Raw genomic sequence first — 26,489 nt, forward strand, 5'->3', positions numbered from 1 at the left:
CTACTTTTGAACCACAATGCGAACAAAACGCCCATCCCGCAAAGGGGTGTTCTCTACCACCTTAAATCCAAGACTGCGTAACATAAACACGATGTCATCGGCATGATATCGATTGTGCTCCAGGAAATGGTCAAACACATCCTCTACTTCATCGCGCTCCACTGCTTGGTTCCATAAGGTTTTTTGTGGGTATTTGTGCGTCAAATAATTTTCTAAAGGCTGACGAACCAAATCGATAATACAAAAACGTCCACCGGGTTTAAGCCATTGATAAACGGCTTTAAACATCAACACCGGTTGAGGCAGTTCATGCACCAGCATATTCGCCATGACCACCGCTACACTCTCAACGGCAATATTCGCCTGAGGCTGGTTTAAATCGTCTTCAATCAAATGCCCATTATCCGGCAGAGCCAAGGGCGCGCTCAACATATAAGGCGCCGCCTCAATCCCCAAAACCCGGTTATGCGGATAACGAAGCGCCAAATCCTTGACGAACTGACCGATGCCTGCCCCTAAATCCAGCAGCACATCCTGTTTATCAATGACGGTACCCATTTGAGCATTCCAAAATTCCCAAAAGTCGTTATCGTGACGAGACTCATAGGTGGATGTGATCATCTGCCGAGCATGCTCGCCATCCCCACCGTGATGTTTCAAAATCTGTGCCTGCGTTTTTTCCATAATTGCTTCACCTTATTTGGCCATTACCGAAGCGTTTGCCCTGCGTAATCGCCGTTTTCTGTTATTCATATGTCCATTATCTCTGCTTTTGAAGCGGCCATAAAGAGACTGTCTCCATTCAATCATTGTTTTTTTTGCCTCCAAAAGAGGAATCACCTTAGTCTATAAGACTGTTGCAAAAAAGCTCTTTTGGCAAATGGAGTCTTAACACCATGTCTTAATTCATTTTTTCATAAAAATAAACCCGGACTATTCCATTAAAAAAACTAGGGAATAAAAGCTTGGATTAAAAAAGAATATGTTAAAATTTGCCGTTATTATGACCATTAAACACACCATATCGGCGTTGCCTAAGCCATCGCCTTAAAAGGAAAATTTTGAAACGGATTTCAATCTTTGCCGCGTTTTTGTTAAGCACGCTGTTCTCGTGGAGTGGCCACGCCGAGACTGGCGGTGCTTCTCCCGTGTATTTTGCGCCCTTGCCAATGAGCAATGCCAAACTAAATTTGGTGAAAAGTCAGCTCATCATCCAAACCATCGAAAAGGCTTTGGATCGCCCCGCCATTCCCAAACTTTACGACACTTATCAAGCTATCATAGATGCCTTTCTAGCCGGAGAAGTGGATTTTGTTGAACTGGGTCCCCTTACCTATCTTGCGCTTAGCGAACGAACCGAACAGGTTTCCCCGCTGGTTTCCGTCAACCAAACGACCGAACAGAAGCAATATCAGTGCGTAGTCGCCGCTCCGATTGACGGCATTGACCGACTCTCGCAACTGAGCAAAAACCCTGATAGCAAAGTCGCTCTGACCCGCCCTCTATCCACTTGCGGTTGGTTACTGACGGAACACCTGCTGAAACAAAATGACATCCAATTGTCCGAACTGCCCACAAAATTTCTGGGCACTCATCAAGAAGTCGCTTTGGCTTTGGTGCGCAAAGAATATGCGATTGGCGGTCTTGCCAGCTTTGTGGCGGAACGTTACGCCCCACTGGGTTTGAAAATTCTTGAAACATCCGATCCCTTGCCGCAATTCATTGTTGCAGGAAACCCCAAAACCGTGAGCCGGGAAGAACTTCAAAAGGTGCAAGAAACCTTGCTGAACACCCAACCCAAGCAAGGATGGGGCATAGGCTCCCAAGGGTTCAGTCGTTTTTCAGAAGACCTGTTTGAAGGTTTAAAAGCCATCCAGGCCAAGGGAACACGGGACTTGATGCCTCTGGAGAACCAACAATGAAGTGGCAAAAAGTCCGTAAAAACCTTTTACTCAAAGACGCCGTGGTGGCATTTTCGGTTGCAATCTTAATCTGGATAATACTGTTCCAGAGCATCCAGCGTGAATATCAAGGAGACATCGAAAACCATTTACATGAAACCATCAACAATCAGAATATGAGCTGGTTGGCGGCCACCAAAATGTTTCAACGTGGTGCTCAGGCACGTTTCCAAGCCTCTATCTATCAGCCGGAGGTGCTCGATTTGCTGGAAAAGGCGCTTGACCCCCAACAAACCCAACAGGCCCGGCTTGAACTTTATCGTCTTCTCTACCCCTACTATCAGCAACGCCTGCTGTTGAACAGCGGCCACTTTCACCTTCACTTTCATACGCCGGACAATCGAAGTTTCTTGCGATTTCATCAGCCTGACAAGTTTGGCGACGACCTGAGCGACGCGCGCCCGACCATTGTCAAAGCTAATCAGACTTTAAAACCAGTGTTTGCCTTTGAAAGCGGAAAAGTGATTTCCGGATTACGTCATGTGTTTCCGATTATCTACAAAGGAAAGCACCTTGGAAGCGTGGAATTTGGCCAAAAATTCGAATCCCTGCGTAAGGAGATTGCGCTTTTCAACCCACAGCACGAATACACCATTATCTATCAGGCCACCCCCTTAAAAGCCAAGCAGTTCAAGCAGTTCGCCTACCTATATGCCCCCAGTCAGTTTTCGGCTGACTGGCTAGAAGAAGATCCTTTCCGCCTGTTGCCGCAAACGCCGTTACCCCTGTCTCAAAACTTTCATCAAATTGCCAAACAAGCGAGTGCTGACACAGCTTTAAAACAGGCTTTGGCCAATGGCGAAAATTACGCCAATACCTACCTTTGGAACAAAAGCTATTTCATCTTGGCTTTTACCACCATTAAGGATGTCAACAATCAGACCATGGCCTATCTGGTGTCCCTCAAGCAAACCGACAACATCACCACCCACCACGAAAGGGTTTCGGATTTCAATGCCATCCTGACATTAATCATGGTTTTGGTGGCACTCGGACTCTGGCGCATTCTCATCTCCAGACGAAATGAAATTCACCGCAAGAGCTATCTTGAGAGCATCAACAACACCATGAGTGAAGGTTTGTATGTGGCCGATAACAATGGTTTGATCACCACCGCCAATGTCGCCGCCCAAAAAATGCTGGGCTATAGTGAAAACGAATTAATGGGGCAAAACGCGCATAAACTTTTCCATAAAGCCAATGCTGAAAAATCCGCCGCTACGCGCTGCCCGATTGAAATGGCAGCCAAACATAAAAAGGCGTTTCATGGCGAATTGATGTTCCGCACTAAACAGCAAGAGCCAGTCATGGTTTCCGTGTCCAGTCGCCCCCTGTTTGTCAATCAACTACAGGAAGGGGCTGTTGTCAGCTTTACCAATATCACCGAACAAAAAACCCAGGACGAAGCACTACGCATTGCCGCCACCGCCTTTGAAACCCAGGAAGGCATCATGATCACCGATCCCAAAGGCACCATCCTGCGGGTCAATCAAGCCTTTACCCGACTCACCGGCTATCACCAGAAAGAGGTGATCGGCAAAAAACCCAACATTCTCAGCTCCGGCCGACAGGACAAAGACTACTACCGCCATATGTGGCAATCTTTATACAAAGACCACTTCTGGCAAGGTGAAATCTGGAACCGCCGTAAAGACGGACGTGTTTATCTGGAGTGGCTGACCATCACGGCCGTGCTCAACAAGAAAAACCACATCACGCATTTTGTGGCGAACTTTTCCGATGTAACCGAACGCCATCACGCCCAAGAGGAAATTCAGCAACTGGCCTTTTTTGATCCACTCACCAAGCTGCCAAACCGGCGCTTACTGCTGGATCGCTTGGATCATGCGTTACTGAACTCGCAACGCAATCATCAATGCGGCGCCCTGTTCTTTATAGACCTGGATAATTTCAAGACCCTGAATGATTCCAAAGGACACATGACAGGCGATCTGCTGCTTATAGAAGTGGCCAACCGTTTGACCCGCTCAGTCCGCGAAGTGGATACGGTCTCCCGGATCGGCGGCGATGAATTCGTTATTTTGATGGAAAATCTCGGAGAGAATATCGACAAAGCCAGCCACCAAGCTGAAGAGGTCGCACTAAAAATTCTGGAGGTCTTCAGGCAACCTTTCAAACTTAAGGATGCCTTGCATCACACTTCTCCCAGTATTGGCGTTGAAGTGATCAACTGCAAACACATGCATTCCGATGAGATTTTGATGCATGCCGATTTGGCCATGTATCAGGCCAAAAAACACGGTCGCAACACCGTGCGTTTCTTCGATCCGCAGATGCAAATCAGTGTCGAAAAAATCGCCAACTTGCAGAATGACCTGCGCAACGCCATAGAAAACCAAGAGTTTGAGCTTTATTACCAGCCTCAGGTCAATCAGCACGCCCAGATCATTTATGCAGAAGCCTTGATACGCTGGAACCACCACGAAAGAGGTTTTGTTTCCCCTGCCGAGTTTATTCCTCTGGCCGAAGATTCCGGTTTAATCATTCCAATTGGAGATTGGGTGCTCAAATCTGCATGTGAGACTTTGGTCAACTGGCAATCTGACCCGGCTCTGTCGCACATCAAGCTGGCGGTCAATGTCAGCGCCAAACAGTTTGCGGAAAAGGCCTTTGTGAACAAGGTCAAACAGATACTCATGGAAACCGGTGCCACCCCGGACAACCTGAAACTTGAACTGACCGAATCCATGATTCTCAACAATATCGAAAAAACCATAGATAAAATGAACTCACTCAGAGATATTGGCGTTAGATTCTCGATGGACGACTTCGGAACCGGACACTCGTCACTGGCGTATCTGAAACGTCTGCCTCTGTCCCAACTGAAGATTGACCAATCCTTCATCCGTGACCTGGAAGTGGATTCAGACGATGCCGCCATTGTTAAAACCATCATCGCGATGTCCAACACCCTAAAACTGGAAGTCATCGCCGAAGGTGTGGAAACTTTTGCACAAAAAGAATTTTTAAGGGAAAACCAGTGTTTTGTCTACCAAGGTTACCTGTTTAGCCGCCCGCTTCCCAAAATTGAATTTGAAAACCTGGTGAATACCGCGCAAAACATCAACAATCTGGATTTTTAATTCCACCTGATTGTTGAATCGAACTTCATAGACCTAAACTTAATTGGCCTGAAGTTCGATCCAACGGTCCATATAACTGAAATACAGCACCCATCTCTGCGGAACCTCTGGCTCAAGCTGTTCAAACAAGGCGCCATATCGCGCCAACTGGGCCCGATAAAGCGACACCTGCTTGTCGATAAAGACCTCTATCTGCGCTTCACTGCCTTCAAAAAAACTGGTTTTGTAGTCGATAATCCAACGCACTCCGTTTTGATCCACAAAGGTTCGGTCGACTATATGATTGGCGATGCCCTGTTCATCAAACGAGGTCAACGGATATTCACTGGCCGACTGCGCATGCCCGGACTGCAGACTCCAAACCAGCTTTTCATTTGACAGTGCATTGCTTAACGACTGCATCACCCTGCGTTCACCCTCGGCCAACAGTCCGTCTTGCAAGCCCTGCTGCTTCAACCACAGTTGACATTGCTCCCTGCGTGCCTGTAAATTCTCAAGCGGCCACTGTTCAATGCCATCTTGCGCCACCAACTCCAACACTTCATGCACCAGGTTACCGACCGAGGTATTCAACAAGGCCTGATCAGATGAAATGCCACTTGTTGCCATCCCGTCTGCCGATTGCCCCTCTACTTTAAGATCAAAATCATCAAGATCCTGCAAGATTTTATCGGCAGGCGGCACTGATTGATGCCATGCGGGCTCAAAGACCAAGCTTTCGGTCAAGCGGATACGCTGAAACGGCAAACGGCTGACTTTAGGAATTACCGTTGGCGCATCCAACAGCGTCTCGGATAGCTCAAAATCCTCAGCCAATTGCTGGAATTCACTGTCCACACAGGGCCACAAAGGTTCGAGCAGACTGCCCTTAGTGGGTTTGACGGGTTTAATAAAGCTGTCTAACTGGTCGCTTTCCGATTTGGAAGGCTGGTAGTCCGTACTGCCGAACAGATGCAGTTGTGATTTCGCTCGGGTGGCCGCCACATAAAGCAGACGGGCCAATTCGTAATCCTGTTTTTCCTGTTCGAAGCGTTTCAACAGGCCTGTCAGTAATGACTCGCTCTGTCCGCGCTGATCCAATGGCGCAATCACCAACCACTCACGCACCTTGTCTGGCACATATTTAGATTGACTCTGCGGGCTCGGGTTTTCCGGTCCCAGAAACTGCAACCATGAGACCAGCGATTTATCATTGGCTCGCGGCTTACGCCCCAAACCGGGAAGAATCACCGTATCAAACTCCAGGCCCTTGGATTTATGCATGGTCATCAATTCGATTTGCTGACTCTGTGGCGATGAATCCGCCTTGGCATACAGACTGGTAATCAACTCGTCGAGTTTCTGGCCGTTGAGGCTCTCATGATCGACGCTGGCCAAAGTCTGCCAATAAACTTCGACATTATCCAGAGCGGTTTCGCTTTCGACACTTTGCGGACCATCCAGCTGCAACCAGCACTCCCGCACCAATACCGAAAACGGCAAGCTTCCAAAGCGGTTCAAAGCGACTTCCAGTACCGGCAAGACCTGTTTCAAACGTTGGACGCCGATGTCGCTCAGAGCATTTTCCTGCCACTGATCCGTCTGGATCAACGACCAAACCGGACGGTAGAAATCCGCCCCCAAAAGTGCATGTAAATCAGGTAAAGACAACCCCACCAACGGCGAACGCAATAGCGCAATCCACGCAGGCCGGTCGGCCAGATGCATCAAAGCGCGACTCAATGCCAAGCAGTCCTGAATCTCCTGACGGGCCTGCAGAGATTCGAGCTCCACCGCCCTAAAACCGATCGACTGTTGCTTCAACAGGCTGGCAATCGTCATCAGGCTGGAACGCGTGCGTCCCAACAAAGCGATTTTTTTGTCAGGGTGGTCTTGGAGTTGTTGCAGGCGCTGCTTGATGAACTGCACCACCTCCACGGCTTCAGACTCGGAGGATTGATTCAGTGACCAATGGCTGAACACTGCCTGTTCGGTATTGCTGGAATTGGCTTGAGCCGCACTGTAACAGACCGCCCCGGTTTCAATGTTATCGTCTTTTGGAAACACCTTACGGAAGGTTTGGTTCACCCATTCGACCACCGCTTGGCTGGATCGGAAATTGATCTCCAGATTCAACGAAGTCAATTCAACCGGCCCCAAACGCCCCTGCCAAGCTTTGAGGAAATTGCCCACCTCGGCTTCGCGAAAGCGGTAAATCGACTGCATCGGATCACCGACGATGAACAGGGTGCGTCCGTCACCCGGCTGCCATCCTGCAACCAGTTTGCCAATCAGCGCATATTGCTCACTGCTGGTGTCCTGAAATTCATCCACCAGCAGATGCTGAATCTGATAATCGAGCTGCTGCGCCAGCTCGGTCGGTTCCAATTCGCTACCTAACGCCTGACTGGCGGCTTGCGCGACTTCAATAAAATCGGCCTGCCCTTGCGATCGAAACACCACTTTCAGATAGGCGGCCGCATGGGTCAGCAACTGAATCAAACCTTGCAGACTCTGCCACTGCTGGTCACTGTAAACGGGATCCGGCAGCCCTTTAAGAATCACCAGACTCTGCAAAATCTGCTCGGAGTGCGGCTGCTCCCTCAAGCCCGCCAAAACATTCAAAAAACGCGCCTTATTTTCTTTGGCTTCACCCTTCCCGGCCGGAAAACCGTTGTTTTTCGTCACGCTTTTACGCAACCCCTTATTGTCATTGGTCAACAGCCAGGTTGCGACAAGCCGCCACTTCGGCAACTCTTCAAGCCCGTCGGCCGGTATCCAGCCGCATAACGGCTGCAACCAGGCCTGCTCATTTTGCACCGCAAAATCGGCCAGTTCACAGGCCTCGGCCAATAGCGGCCATACCGCTTTCAAATGCGCCAACTGGGTCTGCATCTCCTGTTCCACAATCAATTGCAGAGCCGTTTCCAAATGCTCACGCGCGGCCTCTCCGCGCATCGCCAACAGGCTGCCCATCCATTGATCACGTTTTTGCAACATGCTTACCAATAGATTTTCAGCGCGGTTGTAGCGGCCATTGACCAGACGCAGCAAATTGGCCATGGCTTCCGAACAATCGGCATCGCGCAGCGCCAAACGTGCCGCCTCCAGATAATGAGGATCGGCCTTTTGCGCCACTTGCGGCTGCGCACCCATTTTGGAGAGCAAAGGCATCTGCCCCACCAAAAAACCATTCAAGCCGTCAATGGTCTTGATGCGCAAACGGTTCGGGTTTTCCAGCAAGGACCAGGCCTGCTCATTATTGCGCTGTATGACTTTTTGTGCGAGTTTCCAGGTGTTGATTTCATAGAGCGACGCCTTCTCGTCTAGACTTGCCTGCAAGCCTAACTTCAAGGCGCTGATGATACGTTCACGCATCTCCGCTGCGGCTTTTTTGGTAAAGGTCATGGCCACAATCTTCTCCGGCTGATCCACCTGAGAAAGCAAAGCCAAAAAACGCTGGGTCAGCAAGGCTGTCTTACCGGAACCGGCCGGAGCCTGAACGATGAACGATGCAAACGGACTGATTGCCTCAAAACGCGCTGCGCCGTCGCTCAAGGCCGTATCCGCTTCTATGCAAAACAGACTTTGCAAATCGGGTAAAGCCGGGGACTCGGCAGGTTTATCAAACAAGTCATCTATGGTGTTAGAAGCGGTCAGGTTCTTCATTCGAGCGCCTCCTGGCAGATTCCGGCTTCGGCCAACTGCGCTTCCACCTCCGGCAGCCTCAGAGCCAACAAGCTGGCGGCATAGGCTACATCGGCCGGTTTATCAAACGTCATATCGGCCACACCCTGCTGAATCGATTTCGCCAAATCCAATACCTCCTGACGCAAACTGTCCAAAAAATCTTGCCAGCGCACGCCGTAAAAGTCGTCTCCCTCTTTTTCGGATTTCTTGGCGAACACCGTCACCGAGCGCAGTTTGCTCAAAATCTCGTCTTCAGCGACCAACGCATTCAGGCTCACACCATCATCCGAGTGCAGCAGCCCATAACCGATTCCAGACACCGCATCCTGCTCTTCCATGGCATGCAAATAGACCGCTAATTGCGGCGCTTTGATTGGCGACTTTAACAAGTCACCGACGCTGGCCTTACCCGTTTTGTAGTCCAGAATCACCTTCTGCCCCTCCACCAGATCGATTCGATCAATGACGATCCTAAATTCAATGCCCGCCAATTCAATGAACGTTTCCCGTTCGGTTTCCGCCACGGCAAACGGCGGACGCTGTTTTTCAACCTCCAACCACTGTAGCAGCAGTTCCATAATTCGAGCCTGCTCAAGCTTTAAATAGGCCCCATCAAAGGCATTTTTCAACGCATCAAAACGGTTTTCGATTTGAGTCTGCAGGCGATCTGCCACCTGCTCATCGCTGAGCATCAGTAAATTCGACTGGCTACGGGTTTCTTGCCAAAAACATTCCAAAATCTCATGCACCAACGTCCCTTGGTTGGTGCTCTGCAGCCCCTCTTCGACATCCTGCAATCCATTACGCGCACCCAACCTGAAATCCAGAAACGCCATCAACGGACATTTGCTCTGCGCCTGCAGGATTCCGCTGCCGCCGGGTGCATGACTGCCTGCGGGAATTTGCGGCCCGCGGTTATCCAATTCCCACTGCAAGTCACTGCGCCGGGCAAAATGCTCGTACGCCAGACTCTGATAAGCCTGGGGCAAAAACGGCTGTGATTCGGCCAACCAGCGCGATTCCAACAGCGGACTGGCGAGCATCTCAGCCTCACCCAAAAAGGCGGCAAAACTCCACACCTGTTGCGGCGCAGCCTGACTAAGGCGCTGTGTGACCTGATGAGCGTACTTCAACTCCCGCTGCGCATCACAGCGCGGCAAGCTGTACTGCCGCTGCAAATCCATTGGCAAAAACGGATTGGGGCTGGGCATGCGCGGCCAAGCCTCGTCAGTCAGCCCCAAGACCCACAGGGCGTCAAAATGCTGCCCTCCAGCCTCCAGCATTCCCATGATCTGAATAGGCTGAAGACCGCGGCTTTGCGACTGATGCACGGTTTCCGATACAAACCGCTGCAACACTGCCAACCAGGAGTCGACCGACTGCTTCTGCTGAATCGAGGTTAACTGTTTGAATTGCGCCAACACTTCCATAAAGGTCTGTTTCTGCTGATATTCATCACTGTTCAAAGAGCGCGACTGAGCCCAGCCAAGCCGCTCAAAACAGGACTCGGCCAATTCCACAAAATCACGGATACCAATTGAGGATGTCGGCTGTTTTTCCAAAAACCGCTGCCAGTTTTGCAAACGTTTCAACAGCCCTTTAGGCAAAGCTTGGGCGGCGTCGGATTCGATCAAAGTCGGCCACCTGAAACTCGCCCATTGCAGACGTCTAAGCTTTGAATCGGCTTGTTGACGTCTTCCAATGTCTTCGGCCGTGTAAGGAGAAATCAACCATTGGCTCCACTCTTCGTAGGCACAACGGCGTTTTGGCTGGCAAAAAATCTTCAAGCTCTGCAAGGCATTTTTAACAATAGGCACTTCCAAGAGGCTGACCCCCAAAGAGAAGTTATATAAAGTCTGGCGCTGGGGACTTTGCAGATTGAGGGGCTGCTGAAAAGCCAAGGCCAACTGCTCATCGAGCTGTTGGCTTAAAGCGGATTTGTAATCGCCCAGATTAGGCGCAACCACCCCGATTTTAATCGTATGCAGCGGTTGCGTTTTCTGCAGTGCCAGCCATTGCTGCACACACCAAGAAGCCGCTTGTTGCACCTCATCGGCGGGATCGCGAGCTTTATACACATAACGCTGAGGACTGACCGGCATAACGGAATCCTCCGCGATAACCACCTCACAACCGCGTTGTTCAAGTACCCCCTGCCAACGTCGCATAATTGGCGTCAACTCGTCAAAACCATGCAATTCAATACGCTGTGGAACCCGACCTTTACCCTCGGCCAACCACTGTAAACGACTCTGTTGGCGCAATGTCTCATCTTGCCAGTTATGGCTTTCCAAAATTGATTGATAATGCTGTGCGGCTTTTTTAAACAAAGCCACTTCCTGAGAATCGAAATGCATATCTTGTGTCTGTAGGCGCTGTGTTTCATCCAGCCATTCCATCCACAAAGACCAGGCCTGATTAAGCTGTTTGGCCGTCGTCGATAGATTCAGCAAGGCTAAAGGTTCTCCCTGCTCATCCAGACGCTGTGCACTCTCCTTTTCCAGCACCTGCTCCCAAACCAGCTGTGCTTCAAACGTCGACAACCGCTTATGCGCAAAATCACCCTCCTGCAGTTCACCACGTAATAAGCAGGCCTGCTCCCATTGCTGCCACCATTGAGCCAGCGTCATAATCACAGGCGTTTCCGCAACCGTGGAAGACTGAGCCAAAAAGGCTTGTTGTTTTAAGGTTTGGGTGAGACGACTGTTGGCGGTGAGATGGATGACAGACATAGGTTTTCCGGTAAATTAAAACGGCTAAATTCGATAAACATCACATAACTGCATGAATATCTTTTCGGGAAAGAAACGCTTGCGACTCAAAAGAGTCTATTTTATCTCATTGAGAAAATGAATCAGCCCTGCCCCCTCTTGCTTAAGCCAACGTTTAGCTTGCGGGGTGTGGGGATAATGATGATTAACAAGCTGCCAAAAAGCGGGCGAATGATTGGCATGCACAAGATGGCAAAGTTCATGCACAATCACATAATCCACCACCCAGGTCGGCGCTTGCAGCAATTTCCAATTGAACTGGATGCGTCCGTCGGTATAACAACTGCCCCAGCGCGCCTTATAGGTCTTAACCGCAATACTGGCATAGGAGACTCCGATTTGTTTGGCAAAATATGGCAGGCGGGCATCAAAATAAAGCCGGGCATGGGATACGAACCAAGCTTGTATCGCTTGGCGGACTCGCTGTTTCGATTTATCGTCAGCATAATCAGACAGGCCTGTTTGTTTTGAATCACTCTTGTCCGCAGGCCACCCATAAACCATAAAATCGGATCCCTGAAGCTCACACTGCAACCGGGTCTTTGCAGTTGCATGAGGCAAACTATTCAGCCGCAAACTGCACGCCTGCCCCTCAACCCAGATGGTGTTTCCATCACTGCACTCAAAAGCTGGCGGAACCCGAGCGTTCATGCTGCCGACTTTTTTCTCAATCCAGGTCGCATTCTGCTTAAGCAGGTTAGTCAACGCCCGATCCGAAAGATGCCTGGGAACATGCAACTCCACCCCGGCGGCTTGGCTTTTCAGTGCAATCGACTTCTTGCGTGCACTCTTGACGATGGGCAGAACCTGCCCGCCTATGGTAATACTCGAAGCGGCAGCAGATCGGTCAAACACTGTCGATCTCAATCTCTGAATGCGGAATAAAGAGCATCAAATGAAATAGGCCTTTTAAGCTGCACTTTTGAGGCTGGCCAAGGTGTTTTGCGCCCAACCATTGGCATTCATATAGTTGCTGGACAGCGCCATGATATCCATGCCTTCAAAACCGGCCATCACCAATTGCGTATTGCCCTGCTCCAGCGCACGCACCAAAAACAACGCCTTGCCCATCATTCCCTGATGCTCGACCAAGGCCTGTTTAACCTGTTCAGACAAGGGCAGCTCATCGACGATATCCACCATGGGTGTTTTCAAAAAGGCGTTCAGGGTCGAAAACAAACCGACCATGAAAAACCGGTCCTTATCGTCAAACTGGCCGATTGCCTGGGCAACATTTTCCAGAAACTTGGCACGCACCAATGCCACCACCAATAACTCCAGCGGCACATCGTCGGTATCCGAAAGCATCAGCATATTGACCCAGAACTTGAGACGCTTGAGTCCCATCATGGTGACCGCTTCTTTCAGGCTTTCCACCACATGAGACAGGTTGTTTTTGGGGTGGTTGATGGCGGTAAGCAGTCGATGGGTCAAGCCCACATCCGACCCGATGGTTTCGGTCAAACGTTCAAACGAGACCTCCGGATCATTGACCTCGGCCAAAAGTTTAAGCATGGCCAATTTATTGGCCGCGGGCTCCTTGTGGGTGGAGATAATCGGGTTGGTAAAAAAATACCCCTGAAAATAGATGGCACCGCGCTCTTTGAATTGCTGATAAGCCTCTTCAGTGTCCACGCCCGTCACCACAACACGGACGTTCTTCTCACTCATCTCATTGATCAGGCGCTGCAGGTCCAAATTTTCCAAATCAGAAGCATTCACCTTCACCAACCTCGCGATGGAAAGCAATTTCTCATGCTCGACATTGGGTGTATAGTTTTGAGCGGCAATTTGCACGCCCGCCTGAATCATCTCGCGAACCGCCTGAAGCGCGGCCTTGTTATTAAGCAGACTAATATCCACCTCAACCACCAAACGTGAAAGCGGTTCGATTTTAGGTAAAAGTTCAAGCTTGAGCGCCTCGATTGGCGCTTGGTAAAACACCGGCTTGCCGGCAGTCAGATCTGCAAATCCGATATTTTCTTCAACGCCCGCCCACAAAGATTGAATCTCATCATGCCACTCACCGGGCAACAAGGAAACTCCTTTGATCGGCTCAACACTGAGCTGATAGGCAAACAAAGTCTGGGTGGCGTCTAAAACAGGCTGTTTGTTCAATAACAAATTGTGATGCATATTTCTTTCCAAACTATTATCCATCGACCCTCTTACGGGGCTATGCCGAACCTGATCTCTTTAAAGCCTACGAGAAATCACGAACTTTACAAAATCAATAAGTGTCATTATAGGGCTTCCAGGCAAAAGGAAAACCCATATAAGAACATTTTATTTAAGACCCAATTTAGCGCCAAATATGCCCACCTTTAGCATAGAATAAACCCTAATTTCCCTTAGGTTTTATCAACTCTTTTTATGTCTCAACCTCAACACTTTGTCCATCAAGTCGAAACCGACCAAGAAACCGCTTTGGATGCGCTTAGCCAGGCTTGTCCTCTTACCAAAAGTGAACTGAAAAGTTGTTTCAGCAAGGGAGCGGTCTGGCTCACTCAAGGACAGCGCAAACCGGCACGTTTGCGCCGGGTAAAAAAGAAGTTGTCCAAAGGCGACAGCATTGAGCTTTACTACAATCCAAAAGTCTTGCAGGAAGTACCGCCTCAGCCCAGATTAATGCTGGACAAACAACAATACAGCGTCTGGTTCAAACCCAGGGGGATGCTGTCACAGGGCTCGAAATGGGCAGATCACAGCGCTTTGTACCGCTGGGTGGAGATGAATTTTCAAGCCGAGAATGAAACAGCAAACCGGCAGGCCTGGATTGTGCACCGTCTTGACCGGGCCACAGCAGGCCTGCAACTTCTGGCGCACAGCAAAAAAATGGCGCAAACGCTGACGCAAATGTTTGCCAGACACCAAATCGAAAAATCCTATCAAGCCATTGTGCACGGCAAGTTTCCAGTCGAAAGACAAACCTATCAAACGCCGATTGACGGCAAACCCGCCGTGACCCGGGTCGAGTTGCTGCAGTATGAAAGTCAGCGCGATGTGTCACAGGTGGGGATCACGATTGAAAGCGGGCGCAAACATCAAATTCGCAAACACCTTTCCGCAGTTGGCTTTTACATTGTTGGCGACCGTTTATACGGCAGTGAAGCCCAGGACTCCAGGCTTAATCCCGGCCATCGACCCGATCTGCAACTGACCGCTTATCGATTGGAGTTCACCTGCCCTCTGAACCAAGAGCGACTTTCGATCGAGTTACCGGACAATGAACTCGACCTTCTCGATCTTATTGAACCCGTGTCCCACGAAATTTCGCCCCCTATTCCCCCCACCGCGAGGGAGTTGTGATGCTGAACCAAATCCTCTTCCCCATCAAAGGCACCTACTACCATGAAGCCGACAAGGCATTCCAAATGGGGCTGCTAAACGTAGGTTATCCTTTGGAATTCAAGATCGAAAGCGACAACCCGCACGATCCAAACGCCATTCAGATCTGGGTCAATTACGGCCACGATCTCCGTTACCTGTTAGGCTATGTCCCGCGCCAACTGGCTTTATACTGGCAACCCTTACTTGAACAGCAAAACCCGGAGTATCGATTAACCCTTCACAAATCGGTCGCCAAAGGCAAGCTGTTCCGTCTGGAATGCCAATTGTCTATGAAACTCAACTGGCTACAACGGCTGCACTTCAAGTGGCTGGCCTTCTGGATCCGACAACAGTATCGCTTCAAACACCATTAGCAGCCAACGCATTCGCATAGCCGAAGAGCCCCGGCTCTGTTAAAATCTGCATTTCAACCGACCTTTTTGGTTGCAATCCGCCACTTTCAAATTGAGGCCGCCATGAACTCAAACTCGCCCAGCCTGGAACAATGCATCCAGCAACTGCAACAGTCCGAGAACTACCAGGTATTGCGCAAACTCAAGCCGCTTAACCAATTTCAAACACCCAATCCGTCCGTACCCACACATAAGGTATGCATCATCGACACCGAAACCACCGGACTGGATACCGACGTTTGCGAAATCATCGAACTGGGTTACCAGATTGTCGAGTTCGATTCCGAAGGAAATTTCTACCGTGTTTTGTCGGCACAGAACTTCCTCAACGAACCGGAGGGGGAAATCACCCCGGAAGTTACGCAAGTGACCGGGCTGACACTCGAAGACGTCAAGGGCCACAGCATTCCATGGCAACAAGTGGAGCAGGAACTGGCTGACGTGCAACTGTGCGTGGCGCACAACGCCTCATTCGATCGTCCGGTAGTGGAACGTTACAGTGACACCTTTGTAAATAAAATCTGGGGTTGTTCGGTGGCACAGATCGACTGGCTGAATCTGGCCGATGTCGGCTCACGCAGTCAGGAATTTTTATGTTGGAAAATCGGCCAGTTCTTCTACGGCGCACACCGTGCTTTGGACGATGTTCAAGCCCTGACCCAATTGCTGTCGATGCCGATTTCCGAACCGCAAAAACCGGCGTTTCACTTTTTACTCAAAGCGGTTCGTGTGAGTAAATCGTTAATCAAAGCCACCGGCGCGCCCTTCGACGTCAAAGACGCTTTGCGCAGCCGAGGCTATCGCTGGAATGTCAGCGAACGCGTCTGGCAAAAAGTCATCGACGATTCCGACTTGCAAGACGAACTCGCCTGGCTGATCGAACACAATACCCCGAATCCGAACGTCACCAAACTTAAAGCCACCGATAGCTTCTCGGTGCGCGCCCGATAAAAGCCGAGGTGAACTCTTGTTAGTCGACAATACCCAAACCTGCTGACTCAGGTTTGCGGTTTTGTTTGAACAGGCCTGCTGATTTCAATAAAAGTGCAATCGCCAAGAAAACATGGTTTTTTTGATCTTTTCAAAACCGGTTCAGGGTATTGTCAGAGTGTTTTATTGTTTTCCCTGCCGGGTTTTGTTACCGTGACAAATTGAGTTTTGTTTCAATTGATTTGAGGCCTGTGCACCCGCTTGTTGCAAAATACGGCAAAAGCAACCTTTCAAAGACTTCGCAAACGGGTCTTGATTTGCACTTCCTCTCCATACAGACTAGGAGATTCCATGAAATTTCGTTTCACCCGTGCATCCCAGGCCGCCTTATCGGCTTTAATTCTTTCATTTAGCGCTTCCACGACGGTATTTGCCGAAGTTCAAGGGACGCAGAATGCCGGACCGGCTCCTCAAGGACAAATGTCACACGGCCAAATGGCGCAACCGGAAATGACGACTGAGCAGAAAAACGCCATCATGGAACTACGTAGCCTGCAACAACAAATGCAGACGACGCAACAGACCTTACAAAAAACCGAACAGAAAGCCTTTGCGGACACACCGGAACTGACGCAAAAGCGCGACCAGTTGCAGGCAACCATATTCGAAAAAATGTCGGACAAGGAGTATGACGCCAAAAAGGAACTGAACGCTTTGCAAACGATGATGGCCGACTACCAGAAAAACAAACCGACACAGGATCAGATCGGCGCTTTCCGCAAACGTGAAGCGCAGTTCCAACAACGCCAACAAAAAGCCTTTCAAGACCCGGAAGTTCAGAAACAAGCTAACGCCTTAAAAGCCGATGTGGAAGCGAAAATGACACAAATCGATCCGCAAACCCCCAAGCTGATTCAACAGATGCAGACCCAATCCAAACGTTTTATGGAACTGCGCCAAAAGATGATGCACCAATAATTAAATCTTCGCCAGCCTGCCTAAAACCGGCAGGCCTGGTTACTTTGTGAGAGGTGACACCATGAGCAAGAAAGACGAATATCGAGCGATGGCCGAGGCAAAAATTGAAGAGTACGAGGCGCAACTGGCTGAACTCAAAGCCAAAGCTCAATATGAAGCGGCGGAATTGAAACTGGAACTCAACGAACAGATTGACCATCTGGAAACCAAGCTGGATGCCGCCAAAGCCGAATTTAATGAAATCAGCGACGAAGCCGGCGCCAAGTTGGAAGACTGGTCGGAACGTTTTGAAGTGCTCGCAGATGACATCGGGGCGGCGTTCAAAAAGTTCTTCCATAAATCTTCTTCAGACTAAGGCTGTCTGGGTTCAATCATCCAGTCTTTAACGGCCTGGGCAGTGCACTTTGTCCGGCCGGGGGGTGGTTCAGGGTGTTGAGATTTCAAACACCTTGGCAAGCCCGCGTCCGCGTCTGTCAGCCGCTGCACTGAGCTCTCCGTCCTGCCTTAAAATCACTTGAACGTCTCCCATGTAGTTATTGCGTTTCAGGGTATAGCCCAGCGCTTGCAATTCCTCTTTGACCGCTTCCGGCAAATCCGGATGATAGGCGATCTGATCTTTGGGCAAGAGTTGATGGTGAACTCGAGGCGCATCCACCGCCTGCTGAGCACTCAAGCCTTCATCCACCACATTGATTATTGTCTGAAATACACTGGTGATGATGGTTGAACCGCCCGGCGTGCCCACCACCATTTCGACTTCTCCGTCTTTCAGCACAATGGTCGGCGACATGGACGAGAGCATGCGTTTTTCGGGTGCCACTTCATTGGCTTTGCCGCCCACCACACCAAACACATTGGCCACACCGGGTTTGGTGCTGAAATCGTCCATTTCGTCATTCATGAGGAAACCGGCTCCCGGAATCACCACGCCACTGCCGAACGGCATATTTAAAGTATAGGTGTTGGAAACCGCATTGCCCTCGGAGTCGATAATGGAAAAATGCGTGGTTTCCGGTGATTCGAGTTTGCCGGGATGAATCTCTTCAGAAACCGAGATTTCGTCCAGCAACACCGTTGTGCTACGTTCTTTGAGATAGGTATCGGAAATCAACTTGGCCACCGGCACCTCGACAAAATCCGAATCCCCCAGATAAAAAGCGCGGTCGGCGTAAACGCGCTTTTCCAACTCGGCATAAAAATGCGTTTTCACCGCCTGTTGCGGCACGCCGTCTTTTTCGGCCTGTTTTAAGGCGGCATTCAGTTTGCCCTGCAAGTGTTGTTTCATCTTCAACAACTGCACAATGGCGACACCACCGGAACTTGGCGGCGGTGCGGACACAATCTGGCGCCCCTGCCAGTGTCCCATCACCGGGTCACGCCAAACGGCTTGGTAGGATTTCAGGTCATCCAGGGTAATCAACCCTTCATTTGCCTGCATTTCCGCCACCAGTTTCCGCGCGGTTTCCCCTTGATAAAAATCTTGCGGCCCTAACTCGGCAATACGTCTTAAGGTTTTTCCGAGTTCGGGTTGCTTGAAGACTTTCCCGGCCGTCAGCTTGCCAAAATAGTGCGTGAAATTAAGCGGCGTGGGCGATTTATCGGCAATCCAGTTTTGAAACCACTGGGCCGTGTTTTGCAGATGCTCTGAAACCTCAAAACCTTGCTCGGCCAGGTCAATCGCAGGCTGCATTAAGGTCCGCCATGGCAAGGAGCCGAAAGACTGATGCACCTGCCAGAAACCCATCACGGTTCCCGGCACACCGGAAGCCTGATACCCGACCAAAGAGCGGTATGGAATCACCTTGCCCTCTTTGTCCAGGTACATATCGCGATGCGCCGCTTTAGGCGCTTTTTCACGGTAATCCAAAAAGTAAGTTTGGGGAGTAATATCGCCTTTTTGAGAATTGGCAGGCCTGGTGTAAAGCGTCATGAATCCGCCACCGCCAAGGTTTCCGGCCTCCGGATAAGTCACCGCCAAGACAAAGCCGGCGGCCACCGCCGCATCCACGGCATTGCCCCCTTGTTGCATAATGGATTGCGCCACCTCTGCACTGTATCGGTCTGGCATAGCCACCGCTGCCGGCCTGGCCGAAACCGACAATGAAATCAACAGAGCAAACAGCGCCAGCAAGGAGAGGAACGATTTTTTTAACATAAATAATATCCAGATTCACAAAGGAAAGACATCAGGCAGATGCCTGAATCAGACAGGCCTGCTGGTTTTGCAGACCATTAAACGCGTCTTTTAAGGATACCGTAACGACCGGTTTTCGTCCATGATCAGACCCTGTTGCTTCTGAAAGGGTTAAAAACTCCGATCTGTTAGGTTCCACTCAACCAGTAAAAGCCAAAGCCTGGAATGACCAAGGTGTCTTTGAAAACTTCTGGGGTTTGCCCACTGTACAAATCAATGTACTGGCCATACTGAGGACGCGCCCAGGTACCCACATCCTCGAGATTAAGCTGTTGCGGCTTGGCATCAAAATTGGCCACCACCAACACCTCCTCACCTTGACGGTGCAGGTTATAACGACCGAACACAAACAGGTGCGGGTTGTCGACCTCAATCAGTTCCCGGTTATTGAAATCGGCAAAGACGTCAATTTCCTTGTGAACCGAAATCATGCGTTTCAAAGCGCTGAAAATCAGGTATTCCGGCGTGCCCGATTCATTTCGACGCGCCGCCTTCTCCCAATTGATATAGGGACGGTGCACCCAACGCGAATCGTCCATTTTATGCGGGTCGTCCAGGTAGGAATCGTCATTGAGGGTACCGATTTCATCGCCGTAATACAGCAAAGGAATGCCGCCAAACGAAAGAATCATGCCATGCAGCAGTAAAATCTGTTTGACGGCACTTTCAATCGCCTCCTGGTCGCCTGAATAGATCGCGTATTGCAATCCTACCAGTGAAGCCAAAGAGCCGGACACCCGCGCATCTCCGGTTTTATCGTTCTCACCAAAGGGCACACCGCGTGCATGAGAGTCATCAAACTGCCCGGTAAAATAGTCGATCAGGAATCGACGATGTTTGTAGGGTTCATAACCCGCTTGAACAATATCGCTGTCGTCAAAGCCAAAACCGATGTCGTCATGGCAGCGGATGTAATTCAACCAGGTGGCGCGCTCCAATTTGACCGGCAGGCTTTTAATTCCCTGATTGAGCAGTTTGGCGTTTTTAGTGGCCACCGCATCCCAAAGCAGCGCCATATAGGTGGCGTTATAGGCAATCTCACACTCTTTGGCGATGACCGCATCTTCACCGAAATATTTAATGACCTCCACCGGAGCCACAATCGCTTCGGCAATGAACAAGGTGCCCGGTGCGGTAACCTGACAACAGTCTTTGAGCAGTTGTAGAATAAGATGCGCTTCACGTTCATTCTGACAGGTGCTGCCCAGTTTTTTCCACAAGAAGGCCACCGCATCCAGCCTCAGAATATCGGCTCCCTGATTGGCCCAGAACAAAATGACATCCAACATTTCAATCAGCACCGCCGGATTACTGTAATTCAAATCCCACTGATAATCATTGAATACGGTCATCACCCAGCGTCCCATCTCCTCATCCCAAGTGAAATTTCCGGGCGAGGTTTGCGGAAAGATTTCAGGCATGCTCTGCTCAAACATGTCGGGAACCGTGCGGTTTTCAAAGGTGTAATAGTAATTTTGGTAAACCGGGTCGCCGGAGCGAGCCCGTTGTGCCCATTCATGCTCGTTTGAGGTGTGGTTCAGCACCACGTCCAACGCCAATAGAATATCACGCTGACGCATTTCGGAAGACAGCGCCTGCACATCCTGCAGACTGCCGACGCGGCTATCGACTTCACGGAAATCGCTGACCGCATAACCGCCGTCACTGTGGCCTTCCGGGCAGCGCATAATCGGCATGATGTGTACCAAATTGATGCCCAATTCACTGAAATAATTCAAATGCTCTGTTACGCCATTGAGGTCATCGGCAAAACCATTGCTGTAGAGCGCCATGCCAACCCACTTCTGACTCAGAAACCAGTTGTAATCTTTTTCTCGCTCCAAATCTTTCTGTTTCAGTGCCTTAGGGCGGTTAAGGTATTGGCGAGCCATGATCTCCACCAAGTGCTGGGCGTGTTGTTCAAAATCATCACGCTCACCATAAAGTTTCATCAGCAGGGAGTGAATGGCATAGAAATTCGCTCCTAAACGCGTGTAGAAGTGGCGCAAATCCTCCTCATAAAACTCGGGTTTAATACGGTTTAAAATATCGTTTAAGAGTGAATGTGAAATCTGTTCGTACATCAATCTATGCCTTTCAGGAATGAATCTCTTATTTTTTTATTTTTGAGGTGTGTTCGACAACCAAACACTTAGACCTCAAGGCTTTGTGCGAATGCCCGATAGAATTCCGGACTGCGTGAGATCGCGCCACGCAAGCCCACCACCTTGCTGGCAAACTCCTGCGCTTTTGTCAGGGTATCTTCAATCGACCAACCCGACCTCAAACCGTGGATATACACCGCAGTGAAGGCATCCCCCGCCCCCACGGCATCGACAAAATCATGATTTTTCTGGGGCTTGATTTGGTGAATTCGACCCGACTGAGTTCTCACCATGGCACCCTGTTCACCCCGTGTCACTATGAGCTGCAAGAGTTTGAATTGCGATTGAAAACGTGCCATCGCCTGTTCTAGATTAGGCTCGTCAAAGCCCAGGACTCTGAGTTCATGTTCATTGAGTTTTACCCAGCGCGCCTGATTGAGCCAATCGTATACCTCAGATCGCTTCCACCAAGGTGAACGCAAGTTCACATCCATAAAAATCGCCAATTCCGGATAGTGCGTCAATTGGGATAGGGCTTTTCTGGAAGCCTTATGACGGACCCCCAAAGTGCCATGATAAAGAATGCCGGACTTGGGTAAATTGTGCATCAATTCGGAACCGATAAAATCGTAAGCGCACTCTGGAGCGATTTTATAAACGGGTTCCTTGTCTTCAAAAAACACTTCCACGCGGCCAGTGGAATGTTTCGGGTCCACCTGAACTTGAGAAGTGTCCATTTGCCAATCGCGCATGGCCGCTAAAATAGCGTGGCCCAACTCATCGTCGCCGACTCGGGAAATTAATTTTGGTTGATCACCCAGCGCCTGCAAATGCCAAGCGACATTGAACGGAGCTCCGCCTAAAACCTGCTCTCCGGTGACAAAGCAGTCAAACAGAACCTCCCCAAAAATATAGAGCGGAGACGGGTTATTCTTCATTTGGCTTTCCTTGATTCAATTAAACGGCAAAACTCAGGCATGAAGTGGCAAACTCCTTGCAAGATTCCGCTGGCATAATTGCCGTTGTCATCCTTACTCTTTTCGCCGGCCAGATAAAGCTGCTCGACATGACCCTGGCTTGAAGACAGAATTTTGGCTTGAGTTCGAACCTCTGCGCTGGCATTGGCGACTAAAACAGATTGTAGGTGGCTGCTTAGAACGTGCAAATCATTGCCACTGTCACCGGCAAACAACAGTTGCTTGTCGGACAAGTCGAGATGATGCTGTAAAAACTCAATCGCATGCAACTTGCTGGCACTCCTGGGGAGAATGTCCAACAATCCCACCTGGGCCGGCTCATCCACACTCCAGACCAAACTCGCTGCGATATTTTGAGCCTCCAGACACCGACTAACCTGCTGCATAAGCGCATGATGATCGGCATCCAAGGGGACGTAGTAACTGAGTTTATAGGTGTTTTGCTTGGTCTCCTCCTGGCGTTCAAGTGCATCGATATCTTTCAAATAGGCTTCAAGCTGCTGTCGGTTTTTGCCCCGCCAATCCGTGCTGATCCTCTTTTCCCAGTCGGGCAATTCAATCCAGTCTTTGTCGACCACTTGATAGATTTTGGTGCCCACATCGGTGATCACAAAATCCGGTTGCGGCAGCTGATACTCCTCAATCGCTTGCTGAACGAGTTGCTGATGGCGGCCGGTCACATAGACCAAACTCACCTCGGGATTTTGACAAAAGTGGGAAAAACGAAGTCTGGCATTGACTGATTCCGGCTGATGGCCATTAGGTATCAAGGTGCGATCCAGATCGGTACATAATAGCAGTCTAAAATCGCTCACAATTCCTCCTCGCCAGAATCATTGAACTGGCTGGTGGGCTCTTTGTCTGTTTCCCGGGGGTCATGACAGCGGTCAAAAAAGTCGTAATAGTCCAAGGCCTCCAATATACCGGCCTCAAAAGGCTGCTTGGCAAAATAGATACGCTCCACATCCACCAGCCTTGAAAGCTCCTCATCGTGGCGGTTCTGCACCACTGCCGACAACGCATTGCCGCGCATCATGTCCTCATCGGCACCCGAGCCCCCTGCGACAAAAATACGTTCCAACGGAATTTGCCACTGGTTGGCCACATACCTCAAGGCCATGCCCTTGGAGGCACGCAACGGCAACACATCCAGATATTGGCCAAACGACATCTGCACATGCACCGATTGCTCCTCCTGGTGCAACACACGATTGACCTCTTCCACATCGATTACTTGCGGATTGATGTAATAACTCAGTTTAAAACGACTCTGTTCATGTTTAGGCTGTTTTTCCAGTCCAGGCAAATGGTCCAATATCTGTCTGAGCTGGTGTGGCGACCAAAGATGGTCGATATGTCGGGCCCATGCTGTATCTGCCGTGAGTTTGGGCGCATAGTATATTTCAGTGCCGCTGCTGGTAATGAGGATATCCGGTTCCGGCAATCCAAAGTTCTTCAAAAGCTTTAAGGCCGAGTCCAAACGCCGTCCGGTCGCCACCACAAACAAAGTGCTCTTACGGTTCTGGCGCAGTGCCGACACCAGTTTATGCAAGGCGGAAGCATCGCCGATGAGGTTCTGGTCAAGACAAGTCACAATGGCTCGGTCGCGATAAAGTTCATGGCGACGCTGCAATGGTTGGCGAACCAGTACTTCAGAACGCTCGGCAATGGGTCGAATCAACTGCAAATAACGTTCAGCATGGGCATCCCAGGAATAGTGATCTCTGACGCCCTGCAAGCCGTTTTGGATACACTCATCTGCAAACGCCTCGTCCTGCAACAATCTCAGTATGGCTTCACTGATCGATTCGGGTTCCAGAGGGTTAATCAGGAGGCCGTTGTGGCAATTTCCAATGATGTCGCGCGGCCCTCCATCCTCGGTGGCCACAATCGGCAAACCGGAAGCGGCCGCTTCAATCAGAGTCAGACCAAAAGGCTCGGTAAGAGCCGGATTGACAAAAACGCCATGGCTGGCGGCTGCAATGCGATAAATGAACGGAACCTGATCGCGCTGATGATGTTTCGGCAGCGCCACTTTTCCATACAGATCATAGCGGTCAATGGCCACCAGCAGTTCGTGGAATACCTCTTGCGCGCCCTCTTCCAACTCATCGATATCATCGCGATTTCCTGCAATTATGACGAGATTAGCCCGCTGCTGTAGGTCTTCCGATTGCCCAAACGCTTCAATCAAAGCAGTGATATTTTTTCGTGCATCCGGCCGGGAAAGCGCCAAGATAATCGGTTTATCGGGATGTTTCAGATGTTTGACCAAATCATGGAACAAGGCTGAGTGTAGTTCTTCTCCGGAAGGAGGCTTGAACTGTTGAAGGTCGGTACCGGGGGGCAACACGCGCATCTGCTCAGGCTGATAATAATCATAGAGTTCATACTGTTCTTCTATTTCCTGATGCGTACTGGTGATGACTCTCTCTGCGGTCGCCAAGGCCGTTTCTTCGGCCTCGATGCGACGCGACATATTATAACGTTCGTCAATCGCCTGGGAGCTAAGCCCGCTTGCCAGAAGCCGGGCTCGTTTGACACGCCCCAAAGAGTGGCCTGTATGAATCAAGGGAATGCCCAGTTGATTGGCAAGATGTTCACCGACATAACCACCATCCGCGTAGTGGCTATGAATGATGTCCGGCCAAATTTGTTCACCTCTGAAAAAATGCGTGAGGTTATCCGCAAAGACATCCAAATAATCCCACAAGTTTTCTTTGGCCAGGTACTCATCCGGGCCCGCCGCAATGCGCACAATACGCAGTTTGTCATTAAGGACTTCAATCGGTTGGGCATAATCAGCAGACACCTGCTCATCGACCACCAAACGGGTAATCAAATCAACCTGGGAGACTTGAGGATGCCGGGCGAGTGCTTGCGCCAATTCCAGCACATATAGGGTTTGGCCACCGGTATCCGCATCCCGCCCAAGTTCCAAATTGTGGCCACGGATTAAGCCGTGAATATTCAGTAAAACGATGTGGGTCTGACCTGTTGGTTGGCTCATAATTCCGCATAACTTGTTGAACGGTTAAGTATCATTCACAATTCGGTATGAATCAAAATTCACCTGGCCGCTTCGGACAGGGTTTAATCAAAATTGCGTTACCACCGCTGCCATAGCGGCTTTACAGAAGGGTTTAGAGAGTATAAGAGCTTGATTTTATAATCAAAATTTAGATTTGAATTAATTTAAACTTAGATTTGATTGTACAAAACACAGGATAAAATACAAGTCATTAGGCCAAAACAGTTCGCATTACCCGGTCTGGCTCGATGTCATAAGAGGGATAGAAACGGACAGGCCTGCCCGTTTTAGAGAAGATTCAGAGTAGACACCGAATTTACAAAGCCGGATCGATATTCCCGCCAATGCTGTTGTTGCATCGAAACCAGCCGGCAATACTGACTCGCTCTTTTCGGGTTGGTAGAACTTCATGCGGTATCTGCTCACTCATAAACACCACCAGCTTACCCATCTCAGGGGTAATCACTGCGAGTTGACAGCTTGATGCCTCATCATAAATCACCAACTCTCCGCCCCAATCAGACTGCCAGTTAGGATTCAGATAAAGCACCGTGGTCACCATACGATTGGCTTGGCCACGAAAGCTATCAAGATGTTTTTTATAAAAGTCCCCGGATTTATAAAGGGCAAAATGCGATTCATATTCAAACAACCCCAGAAACAGCGCTCGATTAAGCTGATACTGCAGCTGGGCCATTTGTTGCAGATAGGTCGTCTGCGCTAAGGTGGAACCGTTCAGCCATTTTATCTGATCCCGGCGGATCTCCTGATTGAGCTGATGAACCTGACCGCGGCCGATGCCGGCTTTTTGCAAGGCTCCCTCTTCGTCATAAAATTGCACTTCGTCCAGTAAGGCCTGACAGAGCTCGTCGGTCACCGCATGCGGCCACTCAAACCAACCCTGACAAACCAAGGCATCCAACAGTTGTTCCGTAATATCGGGGGTTATTTCCAGTGCCATACGCACGCCTCATGTTAAGTGCGCGAATTATGGGGGCAAGCCTATGTTTTAGCAACAAAAATAAA

18 protein-coding genes are annotated in these 26,489 nt (G+C 50.0%); 7 read left to right on the top strand and 11 right to left on the bottom strand.

The window, feature by feature from the left end; all coding sequences use genetic code 11:
- On the bottom strand, positions 1-684 hold the full coding sequence (locus tag B076_RS0109290) for a class I SAM-dependent methyltransferase (RefSeq protein ID WP_028487068.1): 684 nt from the start codon (positions 682-684) through the stop codon (positions 1-3).
- Positions 685-1,061: 377 nt separating this feature from the next.
- Here B076_RS0109290 and B076_RS0109295 point away from each other — a divergent pair, with 377 nt between their 5' ends.
- Both B076_RS0109295 and B076_RS13075 read left to right on the top strand, forming a co-directional pair.
- Entirely contained in the window at positions 1,062-1,922 is an 861-nt protein-coding gene (locus B076_RS0109295; protein ID WP_038150525.1) for a PhnD/SsuA/transferrin family substrate-binding protein, read from the top strand.
- Positions 1,919-5,065: an EAL domain-containing protein gene (locus B076_RS13075; protein WP_051347285.1), complete on the top strand. Its 3,147-nt coding sequence runs from the start codon at positions 1,919-1,921 to the stop codon at positions 5,063-5,065. The genes B076_RS0109295 and B076_RS13075 overlap by 4 nt, the downstream gene beginning before the upstream one ends.
- A gap of 39 nt (positions 5,066-5,104) precedes the next feature.
- Here the strand turns inward: B076_RS13075 and B076_RS0109305 are convergent, their stop codons facing one another.
- The 4 genes from B076_RS0109305 to B076_RS0109320 all read right to left on the bottom strand — a co-directional run bounded on the left by B076_RS0109305 (position 5,105) and on the right by B076_RS0109320 (position 13,641).
- Entirely contained in the window at positions 5,105-8,713 is a 3,609-nt protein-coding gene (locus B076_RS0109305) for a UvrD-helicase domain-containing protein (protein ID WP_028487070.1), read from the bottom strand.
- Entirely contained in the window at positions 8,710-11,466 is a 2,757-nt protein-coding gene (locus B076_RS0109310) for a PD-(D/E)XK nuclease family protein (protein WP_028487071.1), read from the bottom strand. Before B076_RS0109310 ends, B076_RS0109305 begins: the two co-directional genes overlap by 4 nt.
- 96 nt (positions 11,467-11,562) lie before the next feature.
- Positions 11,563-12,360 carry a M48 family metallopeptidase gene (locus B076_RS13080; RefSeq protein ID WP_051347286.1) on the bottom strand — a complete coding sequence of 266 codons (798 nt, stop codon included), beginning with the start codon at positions 12,358-12,360 and terminating at the stop codon, positions 11,563-11,565.
- 54 nt (positions 12,361-12,414) lie between these two features.
- Entirely contained in the window at positions 12,415-13,641 is a 1,227-nt protein-coding gene (locus tag B076_RS0109320) for an EAL and HDOD domain-containing protein (protein WP_169721413.1), read from the bottom strand.
- Positions 13,642-13,878: 237 nt separating this feature from the next.
- On the opposite strand from B076_RS0109320, the gene B076_RS12640 reads away from it, so the two are divergent.
- The 5 genes from B076_RS12640 to B076_RS13085 all read left to right on the top strand — a co-directional run bounded on the left by B076_RS12640 (position 13,879) and on the right by B076_RS13085 (position 17,511).
- A complete protein-coding gene (locus B076_RS12640) occupies positions 13,879-14,814 on the top strand; it encodes an RluA family pseudouridine synthase (protein WP_051347287.1) in 936 nt (311 codons plus the stop codon).
- Positions 14,814-15,209 carry an HIRAN domain-containing protein gene (locus B076_RS0109330; protein ID WP_028487073.1) on the top strand — a complete coding sequence of 132 codons (396 nt, stop codon included), beginning with the start codon at positions 14,814-14,816 and terminating at the stop codon, positions 15,207-15,209. Before B076_RS12640 ends, B076_RS0109330 begins: the two co-directional genes overlap by 1 nt.
- Positions 15,210-15,311: 102 nt before the next feature.
- A complete protein-coding gene (locus B076_RS0109335; RefSeq protein WP_038150526.1) occupies positions 15,312-16,199 on the top strand; it encodes a 3'-5' exonuclease in 888 nt (295 codons plus the stop codon).
- Positions 16,200-16,529: 330 nt separating this feature from the next.
- Positions 16,530-17,156, top strand: a complete 627-nt coding sequence (locus B076_RS0109340) for a hypothetical protein (protein ID WP_028487075.1) — start codon at positions 16,530-16,532, stop codon at positions 17,154-17,156.
- A gap of 61 nt (positions 17,157-17,217) precedes the next feature.
- Positions 17,218-17,511 carry a sll1863 family stress response protein gene (locus B076_RS13085; RefSeq protein WP_051347288.1) on the top strand — a complete coding sequence of 98 codons (294 nt, stop codon included), beginning with the start codon at positions 17,218-17,220 and terminating at the stop codon, positions 17,509-17,511.
- A 69-nt stretch (positions 17,512-17,580) separates the two neighbouring features.
- Here the strand turns inward: B076_RS13085 and ggt are convergent, their stop codons facing one another.
- The 6 genes from ggt to B076_RS0109375 form a co-directional block, all read right to left on the bottom strand.
- A complete protein-coding gene (ggt, locus tag B076_RS0109350) occupies positions 17,581-19,311 on the bottom strand; it encodes a gamma-glutamyltransferase (RefSeq protein WP_028487076.1) in 1,731 nt (576 codons plus the stop codon).
- A 167-nt stretch (positions 19,312-19,478) separates the two neighbouring features.
- Positions 19,479-21,434: an alpha-amylase family glycosyl hydrolase gene (locus B076_RS0109355; protein WP_028487077.1), complete on the bottom strand. Its 1,956-nt coding sequence runs from the start codon at positions 21,432-21,434 to the stop codon at positions 19,479-19,481.
- Between the two features lie 68 nt (positions 21,435-21,502).
- Positions 21,503-22,393, bottom strand: coding sequence for a PfkB family carbohydrate kinase (locus tag B076_RS0109360; RefSeq protein ID WP_028487078.1), 891 nt, complete (start codon positions 22,391-22,393; stop codon positions 21,503-21,505).
- A complete protein-coding gene (locus B076_RS0109365) occupies positions 22,390-23,247 on the bottom strand; it encodes an HAD-IIB family hydrolase (RefSeq protein ID WP_028487079.1) in 858 nt (285 codons plus the stop codon). The genes B076_RS0109360 and B076_RS0109365 overlap by 4 nt, the downstream gene beginning before the upstream one ends.
- Positions 23,244-25,442, bottom strand: coding sequence for an HAD-IIB family hydrolase (locus tag B076_RS12650; protein WP_051347289.1), 2,199 nt, complete (start codon positions 25,440-25,442; stop codon positions 23,244-23,246). Before B076_RS12650 ends, B076_RS0109365 begins: the two co-directional genes overlap by 4 nt.
- A 337-nt stretch (positions 25,443-25,779) precedes the next feature.
- Positions 25,780-26,424 (bottom strand): 2OG-Fe(II) oxygenase, encoded by a 645-nt coding sequence (locus B076_RS0109375; protein WP_028487080.1) that lies wholly within the window; start codon positions 26,422-26,424, stop codon positions 25,780-25,782.
- Positions 26,425-26,489 lie beyond the last annotated feature (65 nt).

Origin of the sequence: Thiomicrorhabdus chilensis DSM 12352, assembly GCF_000483485.1 — a bacterium.
Lineage (GTDB): Bacteria > Pseudomonadota > Gammaproteobacteria > Thiomicrospirales > Thiomicrospiraceae > Thiomicrorhabdus > Thiomicrorhabdus chilensis.